Genomic DNA, 13,135 nt, shown 5'->3' on the forward strand with positions numbered 1-13,135 from the left:
CTATGATTCTTTCGCATAAGCAGTCCAGTTATCGGCAGTATAATGCAAAAAATCGTATATATTCTCCGGCGTTTCCATATTAGAATAGGTATTTAACCGTTTCAGCTCCTGAAGATTTTCCATTACACCAATTTCGTCCCATTTTACTCTGCACTCCTCCAAATACTCCAGAACCGGATTTACAAGTGCAAATATCCGTTCCTCTTTTCCTTTTATATTAATAATTTTTTGCATCCAATCAACCGTTTTATTAATTTCAATATAGCCCTCTCTCTGCATTGCTGATTTCTTAGCATATAAATCTAACCGCTGTCTTACACACTCCGGTATACTGTTTTCAATAGCATATAAATACTTAAAATCTATTATCATGCGCAAACTGTTTAAAGTGCCCGTCGGAAAAGCATCTCTTTCATTTCGCGCTTCTGTCAGGAAACTAAATATAAATTGCTCCTCTGGCGCAGACAAGATTTTCCCCGACATACAGTCAGCATAGCATTCTTTAAAAAGGTAACGCAAAACTTCCAACAAGTCGCTGAGATTAATATTCTCATCTTCTTCATCAATAAAAATTCCACTTCCTGCATTTCGAACATCTCTGCCAAAATATAAATTAATGACAGAACGAACCATACCCATATCCAGATCTACATTGAAGCCTCTTTCTTTCTGAATCTTCGTTCCATCTTCTTTTGCCTCTCTAACAATAAGTTTAACATTTGAATACAAAATATTATATTTTCTCAACAAACAATGTATCTCTTCCACCAATTCTGACCTATAGTCAACAAAGTACGCATAAATATCATACTCTAACCTTTCTTTCTTCACCTCAGGATAAAATATCTCTTTCTCTAAAATCTCATATAAATTTGCATAAACATTTCTCCCATAATAAAAGGCATAATTGTCACTTTTATTTTTCAGGCATTCATATATACGCTTCTGTATCAATCTCTGTAATTTCTCTTTTAGGCCATTTGTTTTGATACTAAAAACAGTCGACAATTCTCTCGCTAACACTTCTCGTGTTTTTAAATTCATATATGGCTTTAGACCAGACAAGATACAATTAAAAAACATTATTTGATTACGTTCAAAAAAGTCGCCAAAAGCAACTGCTGTATATTCACAAACGGCTTTGACAACAAATTGAAATCGTTTTTCCCTTTCACGTTCTCCGCAAAAATGTAATGTCTCATGCAATACATTAAATAAGCTGCTCTTTACATCATACAGGCTGGACTCTGGCACTGTCATCAATATAACAAAATGTGTATTTTCAACCGTTGGATCCAAGTGCGAAAACAAATCTATCGCCTGCGTCTGATCCGTTCCTCCACTTGTAACTACAAAACTATATTTATCTGTTTCTAATGGACATAAATACTCTTTTACCCTATCTATAAAACCATTATAAAAAAACAGCAATTTTGTTGCCGAACCTATAGATGGGTGCGAAAGAGAGCGCCCTTCCAAAAACAGGCTGTCCGATCTCTGCATATCTGCCAAATAATCGCCAATCTTTTCCCTGAACATGTTCATTGCTTCGAGCATTTCCTGTATATTGGAATGTTTCTCATCGTCATCCAATATATTAATTTCGCCTATATTCTGCTCTATACATTTTTCAAAATTTCTAAAAGCCCTTCCAACAATACTTTCCATGTCGAAGCAATGTCTTGATTGTATGAGCTGTAAAAAACGCTTCATAATAATCTGAAGGCTATAGACAATTCTGCCCGGGATTCGGTTTTCCAACATAAAATAACTAAGTTCATCTACGAGTTTAAGGAACTCTTCTCTATATTCCTCAATGTTCTTATCTTCTCTGCCTTTATACAGAGCATCGTCATCTAAATATCCACTGGGGACATGGGCTCGTATCTCTGACTGCATACTGCGGATATAATATTTAAAAATATCATGAGACGGGTGAAATACCCCCGGTTCCTCATCATCAAAATATAACGGTAATGCCTGTTTAAGCTCCATATTAGACACAATCATAAAATCTGCGTCACCTAATACTCCATAGTTTTTCTCCACTTTATCTTTCATGAGCGATTCAAAATATGCATTAAAATATTTACAGGAAACCCCATCCTTCAATCCGAAACGAATAGCAAGCTTAATTCCGCCAACTGCTTCTTCTGTCAGCTTTTCCATTCCCCTGTTACGAAATCCAATCATAGTGTATGCATTTGAAAGGCACGGAATCTTCCCAACCTTTTTCTGCTTCAATATCTCAATAATATCCAATACCGCATTCAATTCTGCTGTTTTGAACATCAAAACAAAATCTGAAAAACCAATTGTAGGAAAAAAAGCACAATGCATATCACTCCATCGGTTTTCAAGATTTCCTTCTTCCACACATTCCAAAATAAGCCTTGAAAATGCATTACAGATACGTTCTTCATTTTTCATAATATTTCTGGCATACTCATCTGAAATATTGATCACAGATGTCACAACAAAAGGATAGTCCTTATTATGGGGATTCCAGACTTCATAGTCAAACCCCTGACTCTGATATGCGTTCCTTTTTGCAAATTCCGGAAAATACGCTTTTATGTTATATTTATCCACATATTCATCTTTTAAAGAAATTGTTTCTGTATGGTAAGGCGCCCATTTTAACCATGTATCAATGTACTTAAGCGTCATCTCATCAAAATGCCCCCATACCAAATACTGCTCATCAAGAGCATCTGACAAATGGCTTAAATCCCCTTTATTAATACTTAATTTCCTTTTCTTCAGCGTGATTGTCAACCCTTTAAACGTATTTTCTTTTCCGCCCATACGAACATCCTCCTCAAAATAGCACTGAAAAAGCCGAAAAGATTCTGCATATACTATATCGTATACGCAGAATCTCTTTTATCTCGCAAACCTGTCATCCCACTAACATGTCAAACAACGAACTCCTAAATTTTGTCTTTTCACTACATTTATTTAATGAAAGTTTTAAGTCTCTTTTCGGGTCAATTAAATTTGCCACATTACAAGCCTTTACTTTCCTATTTTTAATCGCTGGCTCTTTTTTTGCCATCGTACACCTCCTATATTTCTGCCCCTAATTATTATATAAAAAAAAGCTGTCCTTATACTCTGATAGCTCAGTAAATCTATTTCTGTTTTTCAGTATAGCACAACCCTTCTTTTCTTACAACGATAAACGTCAAAATTTTACACAAAATTTCAATAAGAGTCATCTCCCTTATCAAAAAAATATAAAAGTATTAGAGCCAGAAAGTACTGTTATAAGGCAAAAAGGGGGTGCTTACCGATTTCACGGTTATACGCATCCCCATTTTCCTCATGAATTACATAAACTTCGCCGTATTTAATTTGATGCCAGGTCCCATTGTCGGAGCGATAGTCACGCTCTTCAGATACTGGCCTTTCAAAGCGCTCGGCTTAGCCTTTACGATAGCGCCCATAAGCGTCTGGAAGTTGTCCGCTAACTGCTCCTCTGTGAAAGAAGCTTTTCCGATTGGCACGTGAATGATATTTGTTTTGTCCAAACGATACTCAATCTTACCGGCTTTGATATCCTGAACTGCCTTTGTCACATCCATAGTAACCGTTCCGGCTTTCGGGTTCGGCATTAAACCTTTCGGTCCGAGTACACGTCCCAGACGTCCTACAACACCCATCATATCCGGTGTAGCTACTACAACGTCAAACTCAAACCAGTTTTCGTTCTGAATCTTCGGAATCAGTTCCTCTCCGCCTACGTACTCTGCGCCTGCTGCAAGAGCCTCGTCAGCCTTTGCATTCTTTGCGAATACCAGGACGCGGACTTTTTTACCTGTTCCGTGCGGAAGCACTACCGCACCACGAATCTGCTGGTCTGCGTGACGTCCGTCACAGCCTGTTCTGATATGAGCTTCGATTGTCTCATCAAATTTCGCTACTGCTACCTTCTTCGCTAAAGCAATAGCTTCTGCTGGATCATAGAGCGCTGTGCGGTCAATCGCTTTTGCAGCCTCTACATATTTCTTTCCTCTTTTCATATTAAATAACCTCCTGGTGGTGTTTGCGGGAATGACCCTCCCACTTTATCTCCGTTTACTCTTCAACAACGATACCCATGCTTCTTGCAGTACCTGCAATCATGCTCATAGCCGCTTCAACGCTTCCAGCGTTCAAATCCGGCATCTTCATTTCAGCGATTTCTCTAATCTTGTCTTTCGAAATCGTAGCTACTTTTGTCTTATTCGGAACGCCTGAACCTGATTTCAGGTTGCACGCCTTCTTCAGCAGGACTGCTGCAGGCGGAGTCTTTGTGATAAAGCTGAAGCTCCTGTCTGCGTAAACAGTAATAACTACCGGGATAATCAAATCGCCCTTATCAGCGGTTCTTGCATTGAACTCCTTGGTAAACTGGACGATATTCACACCATGCTGTCCAAGAGCCGGACCAACTGGCGGAGCTGGTGTAGCCTTACCAGCAGGAATCTGTAATTTAATATAACCTGTTACTTTTTTTGCCATTTTAGGCACCTCCTATGTGGTATTGTCGGGGGTTTCCCTCCCACGCTCCGATAAGCCGCGAATTCACTTACCGGAATTTAAATAGTTACATCTTTTTAACTTCCGTGAATCCGATTTCCACCGGGGTTTCACGACCAAACAGCTCCACATTAATCGTAACGATCTGCTTGCTGTCATTCATAGCACAAATGACGCCTACCGTGTCTTTCCAGACACCTCCGGTAATCATCACAGTGTCGCCCTCTGCGAAATCCACATGCAGTTCTGCATCCTGGATACCGAGGGGCTTCATTTCCTCTTCGGTAAGTGGCACCGGCTTAGATCCAGGTCCAACAAATCCGGTAACGCCTCTGGTATTCCTTACGACGTACCAGGTGTCGTCATTCATAATCATATTTAGAAGCACGTAACCCGGAAACATTTTCTTCTGAACCTGCTTCTTGGCGCCGTTTTTCACTTCTATGACTTCCTGCATCGGAACCCTGACTTCCAGAATCTGATCTTCCAGATGCCTGTTCTCAATGGTCTTCTCAATGTTGGCCTTCACCTTGTTCTCATACCCTGAATAGGTATGGACAACATACCAGTTTGCTTCTGACATATAATCACCCTTGCCCTTACTTAACAATGAAATCTACACCATACTGTACCAGAAAATCCACAATCGTGATAATGACGCCAAGTACAACTGAAAGCACAACTACGGATACTGTCTGCTTTCCAAGTGATTTCTGATCCGGCCATACAATTTTGTCGAACTCGGCCTTGAGGCCTTCGGACCAGCTTTTCTTAGGGGCTTTGTCTGTCTTTACAGTCTCTCCCATCTCGTCACTTTCCTTTCCGTCGACTTATTTCGTCTCCTTGTGCATTGTGTGTTTCCTGCAGAATCTGCAATATTTCTTAGTTTCCATTCTGTCCGGATGATTCTTCTTATCCTTCGTCGTGTTGTAATTACGCTGTTTACATTCCGTACATGCCAATGTGATTCTAGTGCGCACAACTTCCACCTCTCTCTCGTTGTATTTTGCCGGCGGCCTGGCAGGCCGTCGATTTTAGGCATAAAAAAAAGACCTACTTCCATTCGCCTTCTCAGTGTACCATAGGCAAACAGGGGAAGTCAAGCCTTTTTTCCGCAGTTTCCCGGCGTTTTGTAACAGTTCAGCCTTCGGCTTCACCGTTACGTAATCCAGCCCATTTAAAGTTTGCTGTTCGCAAAGGGCCGGATTCTCTGGCTGAATTTACGCATTCTCACGGACTTTGCATCAAGCGCAAAGTCCTGGGCTGAACTGTTACGGCGCTTTCACCTCACCTGCGCAGCTACATACCCATGCAGTTTCCGGTAGAGCGTATCGGTATAGTGTAACCCATCAATAGTCCCGTATCCTCCCGGCTGTTCCCGCAGGTATCCTTTCTCCAAAAGCCAGTGGTAACTGTCTATGTAACGCCCTCCAAAAACCTGCTCCATTCTCTGATTAAACCCTTCTATCACGGCATTCTCTCTCTGGCTAAAGCCGCTTTCATGGAGAAACCCCTCCTCCACCGGGTTCACCGACATAAAATAAAACCTTGCCTTCGGATACTGCCGTATCAGCCTTTCATATATACCCACGTACAGCTCTGCGTTTTTTAAATCATTCACACCCAGGTTAAAAATAACGGCTGAATAGGGGCTTTTATCCAATACTCTTTGTAACTTCCGTACTCCGGCGTCCGCGAACCACTCATAACCTTTTCCCCACTGTGCGATATAAGTATCTCTGTTATTCACTGCGTCCCGCATACCGGCAGTACGGGAATCGCCTACAAATATCCTCTTCGCGTCCCGGCAGCGTCCCCCGGCGTCCACATACCGGCTGCCAACCCAGGTATTTTTCTGAAGGATTCCTTTCTCGGAAAAATAATATTTATTTTTGCCTATTTCCTTCCAGCCTGTCAGCATCGCTCCTGTTTTCCTGGAAAAATAGTATTTTTCCCCGCCAATCCTCTGCCATCCCAGAGCCAGGTATCCCCTGGCATCCAGATAATAGGTTTTCTGCCTGTATTTTTTAAACCCTGTCGCACGAAAGCCTGCCCGATCCACAAAAGAAATTTTTGTGCCTGTTCTTATCCAGGTATTTTTAGCATATTTTTTCGATACGGTATAGCGGAATCGGTATCCTGACCCGGCTTTCACCCATCTGCCCGCAGGAGCAGGCTGCTCCATAACAGTCTTTATCAAGTTAAATCCCCCTGCCTGCGCCCTCGCTCCGGCTCCTGCCAGAAGAAAAAGCGCCAGCAGAAGAAAAATCCTTCGTATGCGTTTATTCATTACACACTCCTATCTTATCTTCCACCCTGCTCTTCGAGCCGATTCTCCAGCCGTCTCTTCCAGACGCCAATCAGCATCAGGATGATAAAGTCTGAGACTCCCTGATATATCAGGACAACGCCGATAAACATAACCGTAACCTGAGCCGCCGCAAAAGGATTTAAAAACATTACCAGTCCCAGCAGGATCATCAGCGCCGCTACAACCATCGCCGCCCACCAGCGTGAAAACTCCAGCTCCTTCATCTCAAAGGAGCGGCGTACGTTCACCCCGCCGTCTATCACAATATAAATTCCCAAAATCATAGGAATCACCATCGTTACGATTTCCGGCTGAATCAGCATAAAAGTTCCTACGGCGCAAAGTATAATACCGGCCGCCAGCTCATACCTCAGGAAAAATTCTCCCTCCTGCCTGGTAAAGTAGCGCACCAGGTCAAGCATCCCGTGAAACAAAAGCACAGCGCCCACGCCATAACACAGTACTGTACTGGTCGTATCCGGGTAAAGGAGCAGCACTACACCCAACGCTACAGTAATAATAGACGAAAACACCCAGCTCCTTCTCATAGTTTCCACAAAGCGTCTCATAAATCCCATTCCTCCTTCATACCAAGGCTGCACAGCATCCCAAAAGCCCCGCAGCTCCCAGCCTGTACTAAAATCCCAAAATATCCTGTAGGAAACGGACAAAATCATCCTTCGCTTCTGTCAATTCCCTGTCATTATCATAACAGTAATCATAGGCATATTTTTCTACATTATCGTCGGATGCGTTACCCCAGCTCTGCTGCGCGCTTCCCCGCCGTATCAGCAGCGTGATGCATGGAATATCCACATGCCGCTTGAATTTGTCTATCTCTTCTCCCTCCCTGATGTGCACAAACAAAAGCTGTGCATCGCTCTCCAGAAATTTCCGGTATTCTTCTTCCAGATATCTGCATGGCAAATCATTGTACTCACTAAACACCCTCTTTAAATCTGCCAGAAATCTCCTCGACCTGGAATCCTTCTCACCCCGCCATCCATACCTGGAGGCAATCTCTTTAATCGGGGTAACCGAAGAAATATTTTGTGTCCGGTAAGCCGCGCCTGCAAATTCGCACAACGTATCTTTGCCTACCCCTCCGTTTCCGTTAATGATTATTACTGCTTTCCGCATGGCTCCCCCCTTTTATCAATATTTACCGCATCTCTCCTGCTGTCATCTGGATTATAACACAAGAAACGGCATCTCCGCTACCCCGGAGATGCTATTCCTTCACAAACCGTTTTCACCAGCCATCGTGAAACCAACAAATCTGCGCCCAGATTGGCATTGGTAAAACAAAAGCTCTATATATAGAAAAGAATACATGAGGCAAAATCACCTCATGTATCCTTTCGATACTTTCTTCTTTTCTGCTTCAAATATCAATCATTCAGAATCATACCCATTTTTACGGTAGACAACTTGAAAAATTCCCATAGCCAGCAAGATTTCCCCCACCAGGATAACAAGACTGCTCACCGATACAGGATTCCTGCTTCCATCTACAATATTCTCTACCGTGTGCATCATGATTCCCGTAAAAAGGAAATCGGTGATCGTCCCCAGCATTTCATTTAACCGGGAAAACATCGGAACCATCATAAGCACCATAATAATCGGCGTCGTCACAGTGCTGGCAGTCACCTGATTTTTCGCAAAAATGCCAAAAATCATACCTATCACCGCCCCTGCAATAGCTGCCAGGAGAGAAATACCCAGATATATCGCCCAGCCCGCCGCATCCATAGTAACACCTGCGAGCGGCACCAGCAGCGCATTTACTGCTTCCACCATCAAGATTACAGGAATCAGGCTTCCCAAGAAGAATTCCGTCCCATTTACGGAAGATGTCATCAGTACACGGAGCGTATGCTTCTCCTTCTCCTCTGCCAGCGCCGCGCTTACACAGTAAACTCCGGTCATACAAATATTCATCAGCGCTCCATATGCCAGTGCATAAGCCTTCCCAAATATACCCGCTTCCCCTTCCAGCACAGTACCGTAAACCAGTTTCATCACAAACGTAAGCCCGATTGCAAAAACCGGCATAATGATAAAGTTTTTGGAGAACAGCGCCTTCAGCTTCATTTCCGTCACAGCTGCCAGTTTATTTCCATGTATCGCTTTCATCGTAATTCCCTCCCTGTCACTGTCAAAAATACATTTTCCAGGGTCGGCTCGCAGGAATGGACTGCCGCCGCCTGGTTCCCCAGCAGCCACCCAGACAGCCGCTCAATATCCTCCGCTGTCTGCTTTAGCACATGTTCTTCGCCATTTTCCAACAGCACTTTATAGCACTTTTCTTTGTTGTAACGCAGACACAGCTCACGGGGCGTACCATACTCCACAATCTCTCCGTCATTCAAAAGCGCTACATGGTCACAAAGCTTTTCTGCCTCCTCCATATTATGGGTAGTCAGAAATATTGCCATCCCCTCTTCCTTCATCTCCACCAACAGCCGATGGATATCTAAAGCTGTGGAAGGATCCAGCCCACTGGTCGGCTCATCCAAAAAAAGCACACGCGGTTTGTGCAGCACTGCCCGTGCCAGTACCAGACGCTGTGCCTGGCCTTTCGAGAGTTTGCCTGCCGGCTTTTTCTTATGCTTCTCCAGCCCTACCCGTTCCAGCAATTCATCAATCCGTTTTCCGTCAGCTTTTAAAATCCGGGCAAAATATTTCATATTCTCATATATGGTCATCCGTTCATAAATTCCTGACTGGTCTGTAACAATCCCAATCTGTTCATAGATTGTCTCATCAATATTTTTCACATGAATGCCCAGCACATATGCTTCGCCCGACGTAGGCTTTAACTGCCCGGTGAGAATCTTAATCGTAGTAGTCTTTCCCGCGCCGCTCGGCCCTAAAAAGCCTAAAATTTCCCCTTTCTGTAAAACAGCGTTCAAATCCTTCAGCACCGGGGTTTTGTCATATCTTTTGCAGATATGTTCCATTCGGATATACTCTTTATCCATCCCTTATCAGCTCCTTTCGCAGCTATCTTAATCCCGAAAAGAACTGAAAATCAACAATTTTTCCTAAACGGCACGATTTTCTTCCCAAATGGCCATATTAATATACAAAATCCTCTTATGCCTTTACATTTTCACCCTCTCCATCAACGCCGACTTCATTTTCCGCGAAACCAGACATTCCTGTTTTCCAGCCTTCACCTTATTATGCTTCAAGTCAATCTCTGTAATCTTTTCCACTGCCACCAGATACGATCGGTGGGTACGGATAAACCTCTCCCCCATCTGTCCCTCTATCTCATTTAAGTTTCCCACAAAATCCATCCTGCTGCACTCTGTATGCAGGATTACATGATGGCCTTTCTGGGAAGTTTCAAAAAACAAGATATCCTGTACCGGGACATTCTTAAAAGTATCCCCCACTTTCACAGAATAAATTTCGTCCACATCCTTTTGCGCCTCCTGTTTCAGCCGCAGATGCAGCGCCTCCAAACAGCGGTCAATGGACTCCCTCTGGCCTCCGCCGCATTTCACAATATAATCAAACGCTTCCAGGTGATACTGAAACGTCCTGTATGCAAGATTCTGGAAGCTGGTAATATACACCAGCATACCGCGGGGGTCCAGCATGCGGATTTCTTTTCCCAACAGGAACCCATCGTATTTTGTATCATGAAGTTCCACATCCAGAAAGTACACATTCCGCTTCTGGAGTGCGCCCCGCACCGTCTCCAGAAAGCTGCGCGGTTCACCCCCGTCAAAAACCACCCGCATATCATAATCTTCAATCAGCAGCTTCTTCTCTATCTCTTCCCGAATCTGCTTTCTTGCCGTCTCATTATCGTCACATATGTAAATTTCTATCATAATCCGCTCTCCCATCGTCCTGCTCTGGCAGGCTGCTTTACCTGCCGCGCCCCTGTCCCCACATTGTAACCGGAACCTCTGCTGACAGCATTTACAGGGTAAGCTCCTGCACAAATGTCTTGTTTTCACAGCTTGTAACCAGCACGGCTCCCGGATACTTCTCCAAAATCTTTCGGCAGCTCGAAAGCCCCAGTCCCCGCTCTCCGCCTTTCGTGGAGTATCCCTCTTCCCAAATACGGGTTATATCTATCTCGCCTTCCCACGGATTTGCCACACGGACTGTCAGGAAACCTCCCTGGCTCATCAGAAGCAGTTCCACACCGGGCTGTCCGCTTTCCTGCGCCGCTTCTATGGCATTGTCCAGTAAAATCCCCAGACAGCGGTTAAAATCCCAGATATCCATCCCTATTTCCACAATTGGATAAAACGCCTCCAGCCTGCATGGAATCCCCAGTTCATTCATTTTTACCAGCTTGGACATCACCAGCCCTTTCACTTCCGGTATCCGGATATTTCCCATCTGCGTAGTAGCATAAATCTTCTCTCCAATTTTCTGGTCAAAATCCATTTCCAGCTTTTCCAGGGTTTTCTGTATTTTCCCTACTTCCCCTTCCTGCGCATAGAGATACATCCCGGACAGCATATTTTTATAATCATGCCGGAAAATGCGCATTTCCCGCTGCATCTCTTCCAAGTTTTCCACATACATCTGCTGCTGCAGAATCATAGATTCCTGCAGCTGGATTTTCCGGGTACTCTCCTCCCGCCGAGCCAGATACATAATCAGGCAGAGCAGCAAAAGCGTCAGGATAATAACGGCCGCATTATAAGTAAACAGCAGCTTATTATTTAACATCATACGCTGTGTAAAAAATACTTCCACCGTAATCTCAAGAAGAAGTACAACAACTGCCGTCCGGCGGATATGCCGCCCATCCTCCAATAAGTACTGGATAGGCCGTCCAAAATGAAGTTTCTTCAGCAGACTGCTGATCCCCCAGGCTGTCAGAGGATACAGTAAAAACATCTGCTGTGCAAAAAGCAAAAAGTCTGCCAGCTGCTCCAGCGTAATGCTCTGCACAATGGATCCGACAACTGCAGCATTCGATACCTGAAGAATCGCACTAATCCCAACCAGGCAGAATGCCCTCCATAAATCCCGGTTCCACAGCCGGGATACCACAAACGTCGCTATAGAAAAAACAATCACTGTAGAAAGCACATAAAAAAGCAGCACCTGCCCCGGCATAAAGAGTCCACCCAAGCCTCCAAAGATTCCCGGAAAGCTTCCTGCAAGCAGAACAAATTTTCCCATCTTCTTCCAGCACAGCTTCTCGTCCAGCACAGCAAAAAGATAAAATCCCAGTACCATATGGGAACAAAGGGAATCCATCATATACAATGCACACACCCATAACATCTGTGACATAGAATACCCCATAGCATTTCCCTCCATCCGCTAAGTCAAATCCCCCGCAGTAAGCTACGGGGCGTGACCCAGCTTGTTCTTTCCGCCCCAAGGGGCGGGGTATTTGACCCTCGCGGCATTCGCCAAATATCCACGCAAGCACGGCTGCTTGGCTCATTGCTCTCGGGAATAAAAATTTTATGCATTATGCCGCTATCTTTTATATCTTATCACTTATCCTGATACTTTGCAAAAAAAGCTGTGTCATGTATACTATTTAAGAAACACGATGATATGAAAGATTGACTATAGAAAGGACTTTCCTACACATGAATATATATGGATTTAACACCCTGACACTTCTGGATTACCCTGGAAAAGTGGGCGCTTCCCTTTTCCTGGGCGGCTGCAACTTCCGCTGCCCCTTCTGCCAGAACGGAAATCTGGTTCTCCATCCCGAACAGGAATCCGCCATTCCCGAGGCAGAAGTGCTCGCATACCTGACAAAGCGGCGGGGGGTTCTGGACGGGGTATGTATCAGCGGCGGGGAGCCTACGCTCCATGCTGAGCTGCCCGCACTCATCCAAAAAATAAAAGACCTGGGATATCTTGTAAAATTAGATACCAACGGCACCCGCCCGCAGGTTGTCCGGTATCTTTATGAAAATCACCTGATTGATTATGTAGCTATGGACATCAAAACTTCCCGCGCCCGCTATCCGGAAGCTGCCGGAATCAGCCGGGTAGACCTCTCTCTTATTGAAGAATCCGTGGAATATCTGAAATCTCATGTTTCCGATTATGAATTCCGCACGACCGTGACTCGTGAACTGCATACCTCCAAAGATTTTGAGGATATCGCCGATTGGCTGGAAGGATGCCGCGCCTATTACCTCCAGGCTTACCGGGAATCTGCCAGCGTCATCCACCCTGTTTTCTCCAGTTATACGAAGGAAGAACTCGAAGGCTTCTGTGCCATCCTGCGCAAAAAAATCCCCCTGGCCGAAGTCAGGGGAATTGATTAATATAGACCGCGGGCGG

General features: G+C 44.4%; 15 protein-coding genes. 1 reads left to right on the top strand and 14 read right to left on the bottom strand.

Translation table 11 applies throughout. The annotated features are described in order from the left end of the window. From NFR99_RS01445 to NFR99_RS01510, 14 genes are all read right to left on the bottom strand, one after another. Window positions 1–2,808, bottom strand: a complete 2,808-nt coding sequence (locus NFR99_RS01445) for a hypothetical protein (RefSeq protein ID WP_251352351.1) — start codon at window positions 2,806–2,808, stop codon at window positions 1–3. Between the two features lie 94 nt (window positions 2,809–2,902). Next, window positions 2,903–3,058 (bottom strand): hypothetical protein, encoded by a 156-nt coding sequence (locus NFR99_RS01450; protein ID WP_251352354.1) that lies wholly within the window; start codon window positions 3,056–3,058, stop codon window positions 2,903–2,905. Window positions 3,059–3,332: 274 nt separating this feature from the next. Continuing rightward, entirely contained in the window at window positions 3,333–4,025 is a 693-nt protein-coding gene (gene rplA / locus NFR99_RS01455) for a 50S ribosomal protein L1 (protein WP_120480862.1), read from the bottom strand. A gap of 55 nt (window positions 4,026–4,080) precedes the next feature. Then, a complete protein-coding gene (rplK, locus tag NFR99_RS01460) occupies window positions 4,081–4,506 on the bottom strand; it encodes a 50S ribosomal protein L11 (protein WP_135975458.1) in 426 nt (141 codons plus the stop codon). 85 nt (window positions 4,507–4,591) lie between these two features. Continuing rightward, the gene (nusG, locus tag NFR99_RS01465; RefSeq protein WP_120480864.1) at window positions 4,592–5,107 is read right to left on the bottom strand and encodes a transcription termination/antitermination protein NusG; all 516 of its coding nucleotides are present in this window, start codon (window positions 5,105–5,107) and stop codon (window positions 4,592–4,594) included. Between the two features lie 16 nt (window positions 5,108–5,123). Beyond that, window positions 5,124–5,330: a preprotein translocase subunit SecE gene (gene secE, locus NFR99_RS01470; protein WP_120480865.1), complete on the bottom strand. Its 207-nt coding sequence runs from the start codon at window positions 5,328–5,330 to the stop codon at window positions 5,124–5,126. A 24-nt stretch (window positions 5,331–5,354) separates the two neighbouring features. Continuing rightward, complete coding sequence (gene rpmG / locus NFR99_RS01475) at window positions 5,355–5,504, bottom strand: 50S ribosomal protein L33 (protein WP_120480866.1); 150 nt, start codon at window positions 5,502–5,504, stop codon at window positions 5,355–5,357. Window positions 5,505–5,806: 302 nt separating this feature from the next. Next, the gene (locus tag NFR99_RS01480) at window positions 5,807–6,814 is read right to left on the bottom strand and encodes an SGNH/GDSL hydrolase family protein (RefSeq protein ID WP_251352356.1); all 1,008 of its coding nucleotides are present in this window, start codon (window positions 6,812–6,814) and stop codon (window positions 5,807–5,809) included. A 14-nt stretch (window positions 6,815–6,828) separates the two neighbouring features. Further along, window positions 6,829–7,404, bottom strand: a complete 576-nt coding sequence (locus NFR99_RS01485; RefSeq protein WP_158604755.1) for an HdeD family acid-resistance protein — start codon at window positions 7,402–7,404, stop codon at window positions 6,829–6,831. Window positions 7,405–7,471: 67 nt separating this feature from the next. After that, window positions 7,472–7,975 (bottom strand): hypothetical protein, encoded by a 504-nt coding sequence (locus tag NFR99_RS01490; protein ID WP_120480869.1) that lies wholly within the window; start codon window positions 7,973–7,975, stop codon window positions 7,472–7,474. 255 nt (window positions 7,976–8,230) lie between these two features. Next, complete coding sequence (locus NFR99_RS01495) at window positions 8,231–8,974, bottom strand: ABC transporter permease (protein WP_243126489.1); 744 nt, start codon at window positions 8,972–8,974, stop codon at window positions 8,231–8,233. Beyond that, window positions 8,971–9,822, bottom strand: a complete 852-nt coding sequence (locus NFR99_RS01500) for an ABC transporter ATP-binding protein (protein ID WP_251352358.1) — start codon at window positions 9,820–9,822, stop codon at window positions 8,971–8,973. Before NFR99_RS01500 ends, NFR99_RS01495 begins: the two co-directional genes overlap by 4 nt. 123 nt (window positions 9,823–9,945) lie before the next feature. Continuing rightward, entirely contained in the window at window positions 9,946–10,686 is a 741-nt protein-coding gene (locus NFR99_RS01505; protein ID WP_120480871.1) for a LytR/AlgR family response regulator transcription factor, read from the bottom strand. A 91-nt stretch (window positions 10,687–10,777) separates the two neighbouring features. Next, window positions 10,778–12,127: a sensor histidine kinase gene (locus tag NFR99_RS01510; RefSeq protein WP_158604756.1), complete on the bottom strand. Its 1,350-nt coding sequence runs from the start codon at window positions 12,125–12,127 to the stop codon at window positions 10,778–10,780. A gap of 296 nt (window positions 12,128–12,423) precedes the next feature. Between NFR99_RS01510 and NFR99_RS01515 the strand changes: the two genes are divergently transcribed. Further along, window positions 12,424–13,119, top strand: a complete 696-nt coding sequence (locus tag NFR99_RS01515; RefSeq protein WP_120480873.1) for an anaerobic ribonucleoside-triphosphate reductase activating protein — start codon at window positions 12,424–12,426, stop codon at window positions 13,117–13,119. Window positions 13,120–13,135 lie beyond the last annotated feature (16 nt).

Source organism: Hominisplanchenecus murintestinalis, from assembly GCF_943193015.1.
In the GTDB taxonomy this organism is placed as follows: Bacteria; Bacillota; Clostridia; order Lachnospirales; family Lachnospiraceae; genus Hominisplanchenecus_A; species Hominisplanchenecus_A murintestinalis.

What these genes read in the sequence shown, in the direction of transcription:
- NFR99_RS01445 (WP_251352351.1), bottom strand. Translation starts at nt 2,808, where the DNA reads ATGGGCGGAAAAGAAAATACGTTTAAAGGGTTGACAATCACGCTGAAG.
- NFR99_RS01450 (WP_251352354.1), bottom strand. Translation starts at nt 3,058, where the DNA reads ATGGCAAAAAAAGAGCCAGCGATTAAAAATAGGAAAGTAAAGGCTTGT.
- rplA (WP_120480862.1), bottom strand. Translation starts at nt 4,025, where the DNA reads ATGAAAAGAGGAAAGAAATATGTAGAGGCTGCAAAAGCGATTGACCGC.
- rplK (WP_135975458.1), bottom strand. Translation starts at nt 4,506, where the DNA reads ATGGCAAAAAAAGTAACAGGTTATATTAAATTACAGATTCCTGCTGGT.
- nusG (WP_120480864.1), bottom strand. Translation starts at nt 5,107, where the DNA reads ATGTCAGAAGCAAACTGGTATGTTGTCCATACCTATTCAGGGTATGAG.
- secE (WP_120480865.1), bottom strand. Translation starts at nt 5,330, where the DNA reads ATGGGAGAGACTGTAAAGACAGACAAAGCCCCTAAGAAAAGCTGGTCC.
- NFR99_RS01480 (WP_251352356.1), bottom strand. Translation starts at nt 6,814, where the DNA reads ATGAATAAACGCATACGAAGGATTTTTCTTCTGCTGGCGCTTTTTCTT.
- NFR99_RS01485 (WP_158604755.1), bottom strand. Translation starts at nt 7,404, where the DNA reads ATGAGACGCTTTGTGGAAACTATGAGAAGGAGCTGGGTGTTTTCGTCT.
- NFR99_RS01490 (WP_120480869.1), bottom strand. Translation starts at nt 7,975, where the DNA reads ATGCGGAAAGCAGTAATAATCATTAACGGAAACGGAGGGGTAGGCAAA.
- NFR99_RS01495 (WP_243126489.1), bottom strand. Translation starts at nt 8,974, where the DNA reads ATGAAAGCGATACATGGAAATAAACTGGCAGCTGTGACGGAAATGAAG.
- NFR99_RS01500 (WP_251352358.1), bottom strand. Translation starts at nt 9,822, where the DNA reads ATGGATAAAGAGTATATCCGAATGGAACATATCTGCAAAAGATATGAC.
- NFR99_RS01505 (WP_120480871.1), bottom strand. Translation starts at nt 10,686, where the DNA reads ATGATAGAAATTTACATATGTGACGATAATGAGACGGCAAGAAAGCAG.
- NFR99_RS01510 (WP_158604756.1), bottom strand. Translation starts at nt 12,127, where the DNA reads ATGGGGTATTCTATGTCACAGATGTTATGGGTGTGTGCATTGTATATG.
- NFR99_RS01515 (WP_120480873.1), top strand. Translation starts at nt 12,424, where the DNA reads ATGAATATATATGGATTTAACACCCTGACACTTCTGGATTACCCTGGA.